The following is a 16551-nucleotide window of genomic DNA, read 5'->3' on the forward strand; positions in this document are numbered from 1 at the left end:
AGGACTGTATGAATATTTATGATAGCGCCAACCAACTAGAACAAGACTTGAGGAAGACAACAGAAGTAGCTGATCTCAAGCTTGCTTTTGAAGCTGTTAAAGCTAATGACTTGGCATTCAAGCTTTTTGATAAAGTACAAAACAAACAATTTGAACTTCAACAAAAACAAATGCAAGGTCAAGAAATCACTGATGACGATATCGAATCAATGCGTCAATTGACAGATCAACTTCAAAACTATGATGAAATCAAAAACTTGATGGATAAAGAACAAAAAATGAATTCTATGATGGAAGAATTGAACAAGATCATTTCTAAACCAATCGCAGAAATCTATCAAGACAATTAAACAATTACTTTTAAGAAGGAGCTGAGACAGTTAATGTCCCGGCTCTTTTTTATAATTTTTTAAGGATATTAATAGATACCTAAAGAGGGGATTCAATGAAATTTATACATGCCGCCGACCTACATTTGGATACGCCGTTTGCCAGTATCAGCAATTTTTCTAAGACACTTCAAGATCAGTTGAAGAAGTCCACTTATGCCGCTGCCGACAAAGTATTTGATGCCGCCATCTCTGAAAGTGTTGATTTTGTAATTCTTGCTGGTGATATTTTTGACAATACTGAACGTACTCTCCACGCACAAACATATTTGAAGAATCAATTTTTGAGATTAGCCGAGCAAAATATCCAAGTCTATCTAGTTTATGGTAATCATGATTATTATCGTAATGATTTTTCAGTTATTAATTTTCCTGATAATGTAACAGTCTTTGGACCAGATGTTTCGACTGTCGAATTAGTGTCTAGAGACGGTCAAAGAGTGGGCATCAGTGGATTCAGTTACCATCAAAACCATATTACTAATGATATGGTTAGTTCATATCCGTCTCGTGGTAACTTTGACTATCAGATTGGGATTTTGCATGCAGGAGTTGGTGATGGTAATTACGCTCCATTCACTGTGAAAGAATTATTGACGAAGGAATATGACTATTGGGCTTTGGGACATATCCATAAGCGTGAGATCCTACACAATAATCCACTGATCGTTTATTCCGGTGATACGCAAGGTCGTAATCAAAACGAAACGGAATCTAAGGGCTTTTATTTAGTCACGGTCAATAACAGATTGTCGCAGGCTGAGTTCATCCCAAGTTCGATTTATGTGTGGAAAACGGCTGAGATATCGGCTTATGAAAACGATACTATTGATGATTTATTTTCTAAAATATCCAACTTATTAAAATCGTTTTCTGAATACTCTGAAAAGTACTTATTAACGCTAACGATAGATGATGCTCAAAACCTGGATGAGAATGTAATCAAGGCAATCGATCGAGATGAAATTTTGCAACATTTTTCAAACAAAGATCCCAATGCATTTTTGTACAAGGTTTATACGAAGTTCAATCAGGATTCGCAACTTAAACAAATGGATCGATCGTATTGGGATGACAGTGAACAGGAGATTTTTAATTTAGATGACATCAAAGATCTTGATAATAGATTGTTTACAGAAGCTGTCATTCGTAATCACATGGATAGCCCGGAATTTATCGAGCACATCAAAGAATTAACTGTAAATCAAATCAATAAAAAAAATATCGGAGACTGATCGTGAAATTAGTAAAAGTTAAGATATATGGCTTCGGTAAATGGACCGACGTCGAATGGAATTTTAAAAAAGATTATCAAGTCATCTATGGACAAAATGAGGCTGGTAAAACTACATTGCTGACTTTTATCAAGAGTGTCTTGTTCGGTTTCGCTAATGCTCGCGGTGATGAGAAATATCAGCAATACAAACCCAAGTTAAGCAGTAGTTATGGTGGAGAATTACAATTTGTCGATACAGATGCTACTTTGTGGACGGTCAGACGGCTCGAAGGTAAGAGTGGTGGGGACTTGACGCTATATCGTGGTGATCAGCAGGTTCCAGATCCACTATTGGACAAGATAACTGGCGGTTTTACTAAGAATGATTTTGAAAGTAGTCACGTTCTGAATGACACTAGTATTATGTCGATTTATAGGTTGGACGAGGAACAGCTGGAAACAGAAATAATGGCAGTTGGAGCCGTGGGTAGCAAGGAATGGCTGCAGCATGCTGATGAGCTTGAAAAGGCTAGTGAAGGTATTTACAAGGCACGTGGAAGAAAACAACCACTGATTGAACGGATCGATGAACACGATAAGTTGATAAAGCGTAAATCGGCTCTTGAAAATCAGCAAGTTGCTTATAAACAAACGGAGCAGGAACTCTCTGAAATAGAAATAAAATATCAAACAAACAATCAAGAATTACAAAAAGTCACACAGCAGCGAGATAAATTAGCAAGGTTAGAAAAAAAATGGTCGAGATTTGCTACATATCGAGATTTGAAGCAAGTTGATGTTGATTTGGATCGGATTATTACCCAAGCTGACTGGGATCGAAGCTTGATGTTAAATCAAGAATTGGAAATATTAAAAAAGAATTTGAAACCTACCAACACTAGTCACTTGGAAGCTGATGAAGCAGATTTTTTGGATCATTATCATGCTAATAAAGACGACTTGGATTATTTGAACGCCCAAGAAGACACCATTCGTGATTTACAATTTCAGCAAAAAAATATCAATCAACAGTTGAATGATAATGATGTCAAAATCGATAGTCTCTATGCTTCTCATCCTAGTTTCAATGACAACATGGAACCACTGACAGCGAACGAGTTGATGAATTTGGATTCGAAACAAACTAACACTCCGCGTAATATTAATTGGCCAGTGGTGGGAGTTTCGGTCATATTCTTAGTCTTAGCATCGTTTTTATCAGGAGGCTTGCGTATTGGGGCTGGGTTATTGTTTGTGGCAGGGATTACTTATGTTTGGTATGGACAACAGAAAAATACCGTTTCTAGTCCAGAGAATAATGTTCTACAACAAAAAGGCTATGCTGATATATCAACATCGGAAGTGAGAGCGTTGCAAAATGTAATTGCCCAACTACACGATTTACGGGCCGAACAAGATAATTTAGAAAAAATGTTACAGACTAATCAAAACAATTTGGACAAATGGAAAGAACAACTTAAAAATTATCAGTTGTTAGACAATTCCGTAGATTTAGCTGAGAACATCAAACAGTATTTTTCACGGTTAGAGTCAATCAATCTAAAGTCAGATTTAATCCAAAAAAGTAATTTGGAAACTAAACAGATGCAACAAAGTGACTATGTTAAAGTCGCTCAATTACAAGAACAGCTTAAACAGATTTTGGCGAAGTATTCGTTGGATTCTATGGAACCATTCATGCGAATGCACAGTGAGCAAATGCAGAAACAAGGTGTCATCAATAAATTAGAACAAGATCAAGCAGTGCTTGGCGATGACATTGAGGCGCTGAATAATATTAACAGCGAAACACAGTTACAAGAACAATTGCAAATTATCAGTGGTGAATTAGCCTCTTTATCTCGACAAAGCAAAGAATTGAATCGTCAAATTGGCTCACTAAAAGCACGCAAGGAACAAATTTTTGATGATAGTGAGTATCAAAAACTAATTGATGATATTACTCAGAATGAATCTGATATGATAGAGTTATATGACGAGTGGTTGGCGGACAAATTAGCAAGTAAGTGGATCCATACGATGTTAAATTTAGCGACTGAGAAACGTTATCCGAAGATGTTGAAACGTGCGACACAGTATTTTTCTCTGCTGACAAATGGAAATTATATTGATATTTTATTTAATAATAATAATTTAAAATTAACTCGGAATGATAAAATTAAATTTGACGTTCATGAATTGTCAAAGGCTACAACGGTTCAGTTATATATTTCATTGCGATTGGCATTTATTATTGAGATTTCAGATTTGATCGATCTACCAATACTGATCGATGACTCATTCGTCGATTTTGATCAGACTAGAAAAAATAGTATTTTTAGATTGATTAAGGAAATATCACATAAAAATCAAATTATTTATGTTACCGCTGACTTAAACATAGATTTACCAAAAGATCATATTATTAACTTAGAGGAGGTAAGTGATGAGTAAAAAAATCATTGAGTATAAAAATGGCGAGCCAATGAGTTTGGAAGCTGTTATCAAGAAGTCAGATTTTAGATTAGCTAAGAATGGTAAGAACTTCCTTTCCTTGGTCTTCGAAGACAAGTCAGGACAGATTCCCGGCAAGTATTGGGATGCCAAAGAACTCGACGCCGAAACGTATAAAGTTGGAACAGTAGTACAACTAGACGGTAAGAGGGACGTGTACCAAGGCAAGCCACAAGTCATTATCAATCGTCTGGGAGTATTAGATCCAGCAACAGTTAATATGGCTCAATTCGTTCAGACAGCTCCAATCAAGCGAGTAGATATGGAGAATGAATTTGAAGATATTTTTCTTGAGATAACCAACGGTTCATGGAATAGAATCGTTAGATATTTATTTAAAAAGTATCATGATAGATTTTTTACCAGTGCTGCTGCCAAGAGTAATCATCATGATTTTCAAGGGGGATTAGCTTATCATACTTTGAGCATGATTCACTTAGCTCAAAAAATCTCCGATCAATATCCAGCGATAAATCGTCCACTGTTGATTGCTGGGGCGTGTCTTCATGATTTAGGTAAAACAATCGAGCTATCCGGTGGATTAGATATCGAATATACTTTTGAGGGGAACATGCTAGGTCATATCACGATCGTAGACGAGGAGATCGTCAAAGCGGCAGAAGATATGGATATTAGCTTAGAGTCAGAAGATATGATTTTGCTTAGACACATGGTATTGTCACATCACGGTTTATTAGAATATGGTTCGCCAGAGCGTCCTAAGATTCTAGAAGCCGAAATATTACATGATATCGACGAGATGGATGCGAGCATCAATATGATTACCAAAGCCTTGGATAAGACTGAGAATGGTAAGTTTTCAGAACGTATTTTTGGATTAGATAATCGCTCGTTCTACAAACACAATTAAATTTGGACAAAAAAAGTACCTCGATTATTTAAAAATCGAAGTACTTTTTATTTGGTGCTATTTATTTTTATTTACTTGAAGAACTTGATGATGAAACATATCCTGAAAGGACATCCTTCAAATCGCTATCCTTGATAGATACATCAGCCTTCTTCAATACCTTAGAGATAACCTTTTGCATTACAGTTGAGTCTTGCATCCAGCTAGCGTAAATCTTAGATTTAAGTTCAGCTGTATGATCGCTCATCTTACCCTTAGCAGGTTTCTTATCAAGCTTGATGATACTGTAACCATAGCTAGTCTTAACTGGTTCTGATGTGTAGTCGCCAACTTTTTCAAGTTTGTATGCGGCTGTCTTGAAGTCTGAGTCAACACTTGTACTGTCGTTGTCAAAGGCGTCCATCTTACCACCATTACTCTTTGTAGCAGTATCAGTTGAATACTTCTTAGCAAGTTTGGCAAAATCTTCACCATTTTGAAGTTTTCCAATAACTTCTGTAGCAGTGTCTTTCTTTGCAACTAAGATTTGAGAAACAGTGATCTTAGGTTGATATGATTTCCATTCTTTCTTGAGTTGAGCATCTGTAACTGTCTTGTTCTTCTTCAAAGCAACTTCTGTAAGAAGGTTGGTACGAATATTTTCTTTGAATTGAGCAGTTGTCATACCGTTTTGTGAAAGAATTGAACTGAATGAAGAACCGTATTGGCTCTTGTATTTGTTGTATTCTTTGTTAACTTTCTTCTCAGAAACATCTTTACCATATTGATTATCTAGAGCTTTGGTAATGATCATAGTTTGAAGTGTTTGTTTACCTGATGAAGATTCTTTCATTTTCTTGTAGTATTCTTCTTCGGTAATTCTTCCACCCTTAAGTGTAGCAACTGTCTTGTTACCAGAACAACCAGCAACAACTGTTACCATCAATAGGCCAGCCAAAGCTAGGACCCATTTTGTCAAACGTTTGTTCATCCTTTACACATCCTTATTTAATATGTCTTCAATTGACAAGATTACCATAAATCAAATGAAATAGTTAATTTATTGATGAAAAAATCACAAAAAATTCATAATTTAGTTACTTATGTCTTTAAATTTATCTATGTTTTCTTGCATTTCTGAAATTGAAGATTTTAGATTTTCAACGTCAGGAGTAATATCCTCTGTATAATTTTTCACATCAGATTGAAGACCAGACATTACTCCCGGCACTACGGAGGCATTATCTTTCAGTTCGATTAATGTATCCTTTAAATCTTTTATATTGTTGAATAAGTTGGTACTATTAACTGTAGATGCATTTTTTTGTGATTGGAACAATTCCAAGGCTACACCAGAGACTGCACCAATAATGAATCCGCCAAAAAATTTCATCTTAGTCCTCCAAGTTTTGTTTGATCTTGTCAGCACGTTCTTGCAATTCTTCGTTAGAAGCCTTGCCAGTATTGTCTGCCCAAGTCATTGAGAAGCCATCGTTACTTGAATAACGAGGCACTAGGTGAAAATGTGAGTGCATAACACTTTGGTATGCAATTTCACCGTTATTTTGGCAAATATTCATGCCAATGATGTCAGAATTAGAATCTTTGATCGCACGAGCAATCATCGGAATTTTCTTGAAGACCTTTTGAGCTAGTTCTTCGTCGTATTCAAAAATATTTTGGACATGTTTCTTAGGTACCACTAGAGTGTGACCAGGAGTTACTTGAGAAATATCAAAAAAAGCTTTGATATCGTCGTCCTCGTAAATAGTAGTGTTAGGAATCTCATTTTTGATTATTTTACAAAAAATGCAATCATCCATATAAAAATCTCCTTTCAAAAAACATTAATATTAATTAACATGCTATCATATTCAGGATAGTAAAAACAGAATAATAGGTGGTTTATCCATGACTTTAGAAATAAAAGAATTGACCGGAGGATACGGTCAAGTTTCAGTATTAAAAAAAGAAACCTTCACAGTTAAGGACGGTGAAGTAGTTGGTTTAATCGGCTTAAACGGTGCGGGTAAATCAACAACTATCAAGCATATCATCGGCTTGTTGACACCACGAGGTGGTCAAATATTGATCGATGGAATGAGCCTTCAGGATAACGTTGAAGCGTATCGCAAAAAAATCGCTTATGTTCCTGAAATGCCAATTTTATATCCAGAATTAACTTTGAGAGAACATATAGAGATAACGATCATGGCTTATGGTCTTGACCATGACAAAACCTGGGAACAAGCAAACGCACTGTTAAAGACGTTTAGACTCGATAACAAGTTAGATTGGTTCCCACAAAATTTCTCAAAAGGTATGAAACAAAAAGTAATGATCGTCTGCGCTTTTATGACTGATGCGAGATTATTTATCATTGATGAACCATTTACCGGACTAGACCCATTAGCGGTGAATGATTTACTTAATATCGTTGAGGCGAAGAAACAGTCAGGATGTTCAGTTTTGATGTCTACTCACATTTTGGCAACCGTCCAAGATCATGCTGACAAGTTCGTGCTGTTAAATCATGGACAAGTTCGTGCTGATGGTACCTTAGCTCAGTTGAAAGATAAGTTCGATATGAAAGATGCTAATCTTGATGATATCTACATTAAGATGTCAAATGAGGACTTATAATGAAAGAACTTTGGAAAGAACGATTAAGAAGACATCAACTTAATCAATTTAAATATTTAAGATTAATTTTTAACGATAATTTTGTGTTAGCGTTTATCGTACTAATCGGTGCATTAGGATTTTGGTATTCCAATTTTTTGGGAACAATCAAACACGAGTTGTTGCTGGGTAAACCAGCAGTAATTTTGATATTGTTGCTAGTAACACAAGTTGGTAAGATCGCTACGTTATTGGAAGAACCGGACAGTACCTTTTTATTAGTAAAAGAAAAAGAATTTTATCAATATTTCAAGTCGGCATTGAGTTACAGTATTGCTCTGCCGGTTGTGACGATTGTTATCGTTAATTTCTTATTATCACCATTCGCATTTACTGGTGCCGATATGAGTATTATTGATATTTGTCTGATAGCAGCGGGATTGGTATTGTTCAAGTTAGCGTTCTTGAATGCAGAATTATTCAAGCTCTATGGTCATAATAAAATTTTTGGTATCGATTTCAAATTAGCATTAAATATATTTTTACTGATTTCTTTGATAATTTCTGTATACTGGTTTAGTTCGGTAACTTTGGTATTTGGTCTAATCGCCTTTGTCGGAACGCAAATGAACACAAAAAAAGTGTCTGATGCTGGACAATTACAATGGCAAAACGCAATTGCTGATGAGAATCAAAGAATGTTCAGAGTCAAAAGATTTTATAATTTATTTACAGACGTTCCGGGAGTTAATAGCAAGATCAAACGTCGTAAATGGCTTGATTTTGTATTCAACGGTATTAAACCCATTCAAAAAAATACCTATTTGTACTTATTTGCTCGCGGGTTTGTCAGAAATAACGAATACATTGGACTATTCCTACGTTTGACGATCATTCAGGCAATCATGCTCGCTTTAATTGACAATTTTTATATCTCTTTGATAGTAGAAATGCTATTTATTTATTTAGTCGGTTTCCAATTGAAGCCGTATTTCAAAGAGGTAATGCTCAATATGATGCAGAGACTTTATCCAGTCAGCGTCAAAGATAAAATTAACGACTTTACAAAATTGAGCGTATTTGTATTAGTGATCCAGTGGATCATCAGTGCAATTGCAATTTTTTATAAATTTGGTTTTAATACTAATAGTTTGATTATTATCGTAGCGGGATTTGCGGTATTAGTATTTGTCGGTTATTTTTATATGCCAAGACAATTGAAAAAATATTTTAGATAATGGAGCGTATTAAATTTTATGAGACTTAGAAACAAACCTTGGGCAAAAGACATGATCAATGACAATTTGGATTTGATCGCTGTTCAACCTGAGAACATGGCTGGCAAGTGGCAAGATAGATTTGAAAAAAATCAGCCATTATTTCTAGAATTAGGTTCTGGAAAGGGTGGATTCATTACTGAATTAGCCAAGCAAAATCCTCAAAATAATTATATTGCGATGGAAGTTCAAGAGGGCGCTATTGCCTTGCTATTAAAAAAGCAAGTTGAGAATAAACTTCCCAACTTGCAATTATTGTTAGCTAATGGTGCCAATTTGACTGACTTGTTCGCAGATAGTGAAGTCAGTGGCATGTATTTGAACTTTTCTGATCCATGGCCTAAGACTCGTCACGAGAAGCGTCGCTTAACTTACAAGTCATTCTTAGATCAATATCGGTCTGTTTTAAAGGACGATGGGTATCTTCAGTTCAAGACAGATAATCAAGGATTATTTGAATACTCACTCTTGAGTATGAATAATTTTGGGATGAAATTCGACGAGATCTCACTGGATTTACATAATAATGAAGTCTTGAACGAGAGTAATATCGAAACAGAGTACGAAAAAAAGTTTTCAAAAAAAGGCTTCAGGATTAATTACCTGAGAGCCCATTTTGATTAATTTTGCTGTTATTGTACTTTTTTGATGTTTAGTAGTTCGCCAGTAACTGCATCAGCGATAAAGTGATATTGAGCTACATCGAAGTCGTCCATTGTTGTTACACCACCAACGATGCCCCATGAAGCTTGGCCGTTAACGTTTACGCGTTGATAAAATGGTTCAACCCATGAGCCGATGACTTTGCTGTCTTCGCCAAGAACGGATTTAACTTTGGCAATGATCTTTTCGCTATCTAGGTGATGCTTTACCAAAACTGTAGCAGCTACTCCTGCAGTAATTGCTGTACAAGCAACTAGTACTGAACCGATACCTTTTTTACTCATAATAAAATCACTCCTTGATGTTTGTTTTAATCATATATTAACACTATTATATATTAATTCCCTAACCAAGAACATTTAAATTGACCAGTTGAGTGATAAAAAGTATCTTAATACTGAGAGGGGATATGAATAATGAAAAATTTTGAAGATTATGAAACAAAAGATTGGCATGAAGTTACAAAAGAAGGTAAATTTATCTTGTTTTTCCACGCCGACTGGTGTCCAGATTGCAAGTTTATTGAACCTAAGTTACCTGAATTAGAAAAAGAATACCCAGATTTTGACTGGATCAGCTTTAATCGTGACAATAACATGGAAGTAGCACAAGAATTAGACATTATGGGCATTCCTAGCTTTGTTATTGTTGAAAATGGAAAAGAAATTGGTAGACTAGTAAATAAAGATCGCAAAACTAAAGAAGAAGTTGAGACCTTTGTTAATTCTGTAATAAATAAATAATCGAGTGAGGAAATAATGCTATTAAGTTTTTATAACCCAGATGTCTTAGGTGATGTCTTAATCGTTGAACTAGCAGATGATGCTGGTATTACACAAGCAGTAGACAAAAAAGATAAAGTTGTAAGAATCTATAATGATGAAACTAATGAAGCCATTGGTTTCAATTTTTTTGGACTAGCAAATGAATTAGGATTAGACTCAGTTGGACAAGTTGTACTTGATTCTGATCAAGTTTCATTGTTGAATCAAAAAATTTCTGCAGCCGGTTTTTCTGACAAACTTGAAGTTGATGACAAGCCAAAATTTGTTATCGGTCACGTTGAAGAAATGACAGAACATCCAGACTCAGATCACTTGCACATCACGCAAACAAATGTTGGCTTAGATAAGCCAGTACAAATTGTATGTGGTGCACCTAATATTGATCAAGGACAACTAGTTGTAGTAGCATTACCGGGTGCGGTTATGCCAACAGGTAGTGAGATTTGGCCAGGAGAATTGCGTGGAGTTGACAGTTATGGGATGATTTGCTCAGCTAAAGAGTTGGGAATCCCTAACGCACCTCAAAAACGTGGTATCTTGGTTCTTGATGAAGGTGCAGCTGGACAAGCATTTGATTTTGAAAAAGCAGAAAAAATGTTCAATTAGGAGTAATTATGGAAAAGACAGTTTATCATTTTGTTGGTATAAAAGGTACAGGGATGAGTGCTCTGGCACTTATCTTGAAAGATCTAGGATATGAAGTTCAAGGTTCTGATATTGATAAATATACATTTACTCAAAGAGGACTGGAACAAGCAGGCATTAAGATCATGCCATTCGACGAAAACAATGTTCATGAAGGTTTAACTATCATCAAGGGTAACGCTTTTGATGATGATCAAGTTGAAATCAAAAAAGCTAATGATTTACATTTACCAATTGTCACTTATCCGCAAATGGTCGGTAAACTAGTATCACAATATACTTCGATCGGTATAGCCGGTTCTCATGGTAAGACGAGTACAACAGGACTCTTGGCACATACTTTAAGTGGAATTGCTAAGACATCTTACTTGATCGGTGACGGTACTGGTAAAGGTGAAAAAGATGCAAAATTCTTTGTTTTTGAAGCTGACGAATACCGTCGTCACTTCTTGGACTATTCACCTGATTACTTGATCATTACTAATATTGACTTTGATCATCCAGATTATTTCTTCGGCGGTATCAACGATGTTGTTGATGCTTTTGAGTCAGAATCACGTAAGACTAAGAAGGGTATCTTTATCTGGGGTGAAGACAAGCACGCTAAGTCTATCAAAGCTGACGTTCCAATTTACTATTACGGATTAAATGAGTCTGATGATATTCGTGCGACAAATATCAAGAGAACGGTAAAAGGTTCTTCGTTTGATGTTTCTATCAAAGGCGAAAATATTGGTAATTTTGAAATCCCATTGTATGGTGAACACAACGTCTTGAATTCACTAGCCGTCATCGGTGTAGGTCATATGGAACATCTTGATCACGCATTGATCAATCGTGAACTACAAACTTTCGGTGGTGTTAAGAGACGTTTCAGTGAGAAAACTGTTGCTGATATGGTTATCATCGATGACTATGCTCACCATCCACAAGAAATCAAAGCTACGATTGATGCAGCTAGACAAAAGTATCCTGATCGTGAAGTTGTGGCAGTTTTCCAACCACATACATACACTAGAACATTGGCTCTAATGGATGACTTCGCTAAGTCACTTGATTTGGCTGATGAAGTTTACCTAACTAATATCTTCGGTTCAATTCGTGAAAAACACGGAGATATTACAAGTAAAGACTTAGGTGATAAGATTCATAAGGGTGGACAAGTTCTTACACTTGAGGATATGTCACCATTATTGGACTATCACAATGCTGTTATCATCTTTATGGGTGCTGGAGACGTTCAAAAGTATGAGACTGCTTATGAACAAGTTTTGAGCACTTTAAATCCTAACCAACAATAAGGTTCTTGAATTAGACTTTATAATTGATTTGAGATAAAATTATTAGATAAACTGTAACGGAGATATCGTTGAAATGACGATGTCTCTTTTTTTTGACTTTATAGAAGTGAGGAATTGACGTGGAAAAAGAAGTAAGTACACGTGTAAAATTATCAATATTAGCAGTTGGATTATTATCGTTCGTGAGTGTATTAGTGGAAACATCAATGAACGTTACCTTTCCAACTTTGACTAAAGATTTAAATGTTAACTTAGGAACAGTACAGTGGTTGACGACTGGATACTTGTTACTAACGACAATTATTATGAGTACGACAGCTTATGTATTAAAAAGATTTGACCCTTTAAAAATATTCACTTTTGCCGCTACATTCTGTTTTATCGGATCAATTACCTGTTTATTCGCACCAACCTTTCCGATTTTACTGACAGGTAGATTATTGCAAGCAGTATCAGCTGGATTATCTACACCGTTGATGTTCAATTTGATTTTTGAGGAAGTTCCCGGCTCAAAGATCGGTCTTTACACTGGATTCGCCAGTATCATAATTTCGCTAGCACCGGCACTTGGACCAACATATGGCGGGTTAGTCAGTGGGATTTGGTCATGGCGTGCAATTTTTATGGGAATAATACCCCTGATAATTATCGTCGCCGTTCTCGGATTATTTACTGTTAGGGGATCGGCACGAGGCGTTAAGGGGATAAATTTTGACTACCTGAGTGTACTAGGATTGGCAGTTATTTTTTCAATGATCTTATTCACCTTTGATCAAGCAGGTACACACGGATGGCTGTCCAGTAAATTTTTAATTTGGATCGTAGATACGTTAGTTCTGTTTGCAATGTTTTGTTGGTATAATTCCAAGACTACACGTCAACTGATTGATTTCTCGATTTTAAAAAATTCTGTGCTGAGTTTTAGATTATTTCATTATTTTGGTTTGCAGTTTATTAATATCGGTTTATCGTTCTTGCTTCCGATTTTTGCTCAAACCGTTTTGAAATTAGATTCAAGTCATGCTGGAATCATGCTTTTGCCAGGTTCTTTGTTAGGTGCTGTGGTTGGACCCATTGCGGGATCGTTATATGACAAAAGAGGTTCGACGATTCCAATGATCACAAGTGGAGTATTAGTTACTCTTGGTGCAGGAATGCTTTATGTATTTAGTGATAATTTATCGTTCATATTAATTATTTTATTATATTCATTATTGAGAATGGGCTTCAATTTCGGCTTTGGAACGGCACTGTCTGATGGTAGTATGCAAGTTCATGGTCGTAAAAAATCCGATCAAAATTCATTATTTAGTATGATGCAACAATATGCTGGTTCCTTGGGTACCAATGTGTTGTCTGTGATCATCTCAGCAGTGGCAATTACTAGCGGAACTAATAGTAATGTTGCGAATACCTTGGCAGGTGCCAAAATTGACTTTGCAGTATTGACAATTTTGGCGTCAGCAATATTAATTACAATTATTTATGTAGCAGTTAAACATCCTGATAATAAAAGTCTAGATTGATTCTAGGCTTTTTTGTTGCCACAAACTCAACAACTGTTACAGACGCAGTTAATTTGTTAAAATAATAGTGGTTAACTTCGTTTCAAATGGGAGAAAAAATGACGGAAAATAAAAAGTTACTTTTAATTGATGGAAATAGTGTTTCATTTAGAGCATTCTTTGCCATGCATAATGTTTTAGATAAATTTGTTTCGGGTGATGGTATCCATACTAACGCGCTGTATGCATTCAACAATATGCTGGATATTATTTTGAAGGATGAGAAACCGACTCATGCTCTCGTAGCCTTTGATGCTGGTAAAACTACTTTTAGAACTGAAATGTTTTCAGAGTATAAAGGTACACGTGCTAAAACTCCACCAGAATTGATGGAGCAACTGCCGCTTATTCAGGAACTATTAAATTTACGTGGCATCAAAACTTACGAACTCAAAAATTATGAAGCTGATGACATAATCGGGACGATGTCACGTAACGGACAATCTGAGGGCATGGATGTCACGGTTATCACAGGCGATCGAGATTTGACACAGTTGACGACTGACAAGGTGACTGTTCGAGTTAACGTCAAGGGTGTTACTGAAACGGAAGCCTATACGCCCGAACACGTTAAAGAAAAACTCGGTATTGACCCACAACAGATCATCGACATGAAGGGATTGATGGGAGATACTTCTGATCATTATCCAGGTGTTGAAAAAGTCGGTGAAAAAACAGCTATCAAATTATTAAATGAATATGGATCAATCGAGAACTTATATGACCACGTTGATGAAATGAAAAAAAGCAAACTTAAAGAGCATTTGATCAATGATAAGGATCAGGCATTTTTGAGTAAAAAACTAGCTACTATCAATTGCGAAGCACCAGTTGAGTTAGCTTTAGGAGATCTGGAATACCACGGTGACAATCAAGAACAATTGATCAAATTCTATCAGCGTATGGATTTTAATTCGTTCCTTGAGAGAATGAACGTTGATACTGGTGAATCTAAAGAAGAACTGGCAGACATTAAGTTCTCTGAGTTAAATTCCGAAGCAATTGAGATGATTACTTCAAGCAATAAACCACAAACAGTCATAGTTGAGAGCTTTGGGGATAATTATCATATTTCACCTATTATTGGACTGGCAGTTGCAAGTGAGGGCAGTTACTACGCTACGACTGATGTTTCTATTTTAGAAAATGATAAATTTAAAAATTGGTTAGCAAACCCTGATCAGGAAAAATATGTTTTTGATAACAAAAAAACCATAGCGTTATTGCATCGTTATGGTTGTGATTTCGTAGGCGTAAGCTTTGATATGTTGCTAGTTTCTTATTTGTTAGATACTAACGATAATAAGACTGACATAGGTATAGTCGCACAAAACTACGGACATAATTTACCAACTGAAGAAGAATTCTATGGCAAGGGTGTCAAAAAAGCCGTCCCTGATGATGATCAAATACTACTTAATTTCTTATGCCAAAAGGCAAATGTCATTGGTGAGCTACGCGATAAAATGCTAGTTGAGTTGAAGCAGAATGATCAAGATAGTCTGTACGACGAGATCGAACTGCCATTGTCAAATGTGTTGGCAAGCATGGAAATAAAAGGTGTCAAGGTTGATGCCAGCCGTTTACAGGAGATGCAAAATGATTTTGCCAAACGATTGGGCGATATTGAGCAGCAAATATATCAAGAGGCTGGTGAAGAGTTTAATATTAATTCACCAAAACAATTAGGTGTTATCTTATTTGAAAAACTAAAATTACCTGTTATCAAAAAAACAAAGACGGGCTATTCAACTGCGGTCGATGTCCTTGAAAAATTGAAGAGCGAATCACCAGTAGTACAAAAGATATTGGACTATCGTCAAATATCAAAGATAAACTCTACTTATGCAGTTGGTCTTCAAAAGTTCATTCAACCAGATAATCGAATCCATACGATTTACCAACAGACCTTAACTCAGACTGGTCGCTTGTCATCAATCGAACCTAATTTACAAAACATACCGATCAGAATCGATGAAGGTCGTCAGATCAGAAAAGCCTTTGTACCTCAAGATGACGATTGGGAAATGTTCTCGGCTGATTATTCACAAGTTGAATTGCGGGTCTTGGCACATATTTCTGGCGATGAAAATATGCAGGAAGCATTTAAAGAAGACTATGACATCCATGCTCATACTGCTATGAGAATCTTTGGATTGGATAGTACTGATGAAGTCACACCTGATATGCGACGTAAAGCTAAGGCGACGAATTTCGGTATCGTCTACGGTATTAGTGACTATGGTCTATCACAAAATATCGGTATTACTCGTAAAGAGGCCGCTAGATTTATTGATTCATATTTTGAACAATATCCCGGAGTTAAGAAGTACATGAGTGACATCGTTAAATTTGCTCGTGAAAATGGCTACGTTGAGACGATCATGCACCGCCGTAGATATCTGCCAGATATCCATTCTAAGAACTTTAATATTAGAAACTTCGCCCAACGAACGGCTATGAACACACCGATTCAAGGTAGTGCCGCCGATATTATCAAAGTTGCGATGATCAATATGCAAAAGATGATTGAAAAAGAAAACCTTCAGACTAACTTGTTACTACAAGTACATGATGAGATGATTTTTGAAGCTCCAAAATCAGAAATTCCTATTTTGGAAAAATTAGTTCCTAGCGTCATGGATTCAGCTGTCAAACTTGATGTTCCATTAAAAGTTGGTTCAGCCCATGGTGAAAGTTGGTATGAAGCTAAATAATAAAAAT

General features: G+C 36.0%; 16 protein-coding genes. 12 read left to right on the top strand and 4 right to left on the bottom strand.

Going from position 1 to position 16551, the window contains the following annotated elements; translation table 11 throughout:
• The first annotated feature begins 8 nt into the window (after positions 1-8).
• From AC27FM_RS08565 to AC27FM_RS08580, 4 genes are all read left to right on the top strand, one after another.
• Positions 9-350 carry a YlbF family regulator gene (locus tag AC27FM_RS08565; RefSeq protein WP_487087359.1) on the top strand — a complete coding sequence of 114 codons (342 nt, stop codon included), beginning with the start codon at positions 9-11 and terminating at the stop codon, positions 348-350.
• A gap of 95 nt (positions 351-445) precedes the next feature.
• On the top strand, positions 446-1624 hold the full coding sequence (locus AC27FM_RS08570) for a metallophosphoesterase family protein (protein ID WP_487087361.1): 1179 nt from the start codon (positions 446-448) through the stop codon (positions 1622-1624).
• A gap of 2 nt (positions 1625-1626) precedes the next feature.
• On the top strand, positions 1627-4059 hold the full coding sequence (locus AC27FM_RS08575) for an ATP-binding protein (RefSeq protein WP_487087362.1): 2433 nt from the start codon (positions 1627-1629) through the stop codon (positions 4057-4059).
• Positions 4052-4990: a 3'-5' exoribonuclease YhaM family protein gene (locus AC27FM_RS08580; protein ID WP_487087364.1), complete on the top strand. Its 939-nt coding sequence runs from the start codon at positions 4052-4054 to the stop codon at positions 4988-4990. Before AC27FM_RS08575 ends, AC27FM_RS08580 begins: the two co-directional genes overlap by 8 nt.
• 67 nt (positions 4991-5057) lie before the next feature.
• Here AC27FM_RS08580 and AC27FM_RS08585 read toward each other — a convergent pair whose 3' ends face one another.
• The 3 genes from AC27FM_RS08585 to AC27FM_RS08595 all read right to left on the bottom strand — a co-directional run bounded on the left by AC27FM_RS08585 (position 5058) and on the right by AC27FM_RS08595 (position 6792).
• Positions 5058-5948 (bottom strand): peptidylprolyl isomerase PrsA, encoded by an 891-nt coding sequence (locus tag AC27FM_RS08585; RefSeq protein WP_487087617.1) that lies wholly within the window; start codon positions 5946-5948, stop codon positions 5058-5060.
• A 114-nt stretch (positions 5949-6062) separates the two neighbouring features.
• The gene (locus AC27FM_RS08590; RefSeq protein ID WP_487087366.1) at positions 6063-6362 is read right to left on the bottom strand and encodes a hypothetical protein; all 300 of its coding nucleotides are present in this window, start codon (positions 6360-6362) and stop codon (positions 6063-6065) included.
• 1 nt (position 6363) lies between these two features.
• The gene (locus AC27FM_RS08595; protein ID WP_487087368.1) at positions 6364-6792 is read right to left on the bottom strand and encodes an HIT family protein; all 429 of its coding nucleotides are present in this window, start codon (positions 6790-6792) and stop codon (positions 6364-6366) included.
• An 88-nt stretch (positions 6793-6880) separates the two neighbouring features.
• On the opposite strand from AC27FM_RS08595, the gene AC27FM_RS08600 reads away from it, so the two are divergent.
• The 3 genes from AC27FM_RS08600 to trmB are packed head-to-tail and all read left to right on the top strand — an operon-like array spanning position 6881 to position 9492.
• Positions 6881-7612, top strand: a complete 732-nt coding sequence (locus AC27FM_RS08600) for an ABC transporter ATP-binding protein (protein WP_487087370.1) — start codon at positions 6881-6883, stop codon at positions 7610-7612.
• The gene (locus AC27FM_RS08605; RefSeq protein ID WP_487087372.1) at positions 7612-8829 is read left to right on the top strand and encodes an ABC transporter permease; all 1218 of its coding nucleotides are present in this window, start codon (positions 7612-7614) and stop codon (positions 8827-8829) included. The genes AC27FM_RS08600 and AC27FM_RS08605 overlap by 1 nt, the downstream gene beginning before the upstream one ends.
• 18 nt (positions 8830-8847) lie before the next feature.
• Entirely contained in the window at positions 8848-9492 is a 645-nt protein-coding gene (gene trmB, locus AC27FM_RS08610; protein ID WP_487087374.1) for a tRNA (guanosine(46)-N7)-methyltransferase TrmB, read from the top strand.
• A gap of 8 nt (positions 9493-9500) precedes the next feature.
• On the opposite strand, the gene AC27FM_RS08615 is transcribed toward trmB, so the two are convergent.
• Positions 9501-9815, bottom strand: a complete 315-nt coding sequence (locus AC27FM_RS08615) for a hypothetical protein (RefSeq protein ID WP_487087376.1) — start codon at positions 9813-9815, stop codon at positions 9501-9503.
• Positions 9816-9947: 132 nt separating this feature from the next.
• Here AC27FM_RS08615 and AC27FM_RS08620 point away from each other — a divergent pair, with 132 nt between their 5' ends.
• From AC27FM_RS08620 to polA, 5 genes are all read left to right on the top strand, one after another.
• A complete protein-coding gene (locus tag AC27FM_RS08620) occupies positions 9948-10274 on the top strand; it encodes a thioredoxin family protein (RefSeq protein WP_487087378.1) in 327 nt (108 codons plus the stop codon).
• A gap of 15 nt (positions 10275-10289) precedes the next feature.
• The gene (ytpR, locus tag AC27FM_RS08625) at positions 10290-10922 is read left to right on the top strand and encodes a YtpR family tRNA-binding protein (protein WP_487087380.1); all 633 of its coding nucleotides are present in this window, start codon (positions 10290-10292) and stop codon (positions 10920-10922) included.
• Positions 10923-10930: 8 nt separating this feature from the next.
• Complete coding sequence (gene murC, locus AC27FM_RS08630; RefSeq protein ID WP_487087382.1) at positions 10931-12262, top strand: UDP-N-acetylmuramate--L-alanine ligase; 1332 nt, start codon at positions 10931-10933, stop codon at positions 12260-12262.
• Positions 12263-12375: 113 nt separating this feature from the next.
• On the top strand, positions 12376-13788 hold the full coding sequence (locus tag AC27FM_RS08635) for an MFS transporter (protein WP_487087619.1): 1413 nt from the start codon (positions 12376-12378) through the stop codon (positions 13786-13788).
• A gap of 98 nt (positions 13789-13886) precedes the next feature.
• On the top strand, positions 13887-16544 hold the full coding sequence (gene polA / locus AC27FM_RS08640) for a DNA polymerase I (RefSeq protein ID WP_487087384.1): 2658 nt from the start codon (positions 13887-13889) through the stop codon (positions 16542-16544).
• Positions 16545-16551 lie beyond the last annotated feature (7 nt).

The sequence above is a fragment of the Companilactobacillus sp. y65-5 genome, assembly GCF_057541095.1.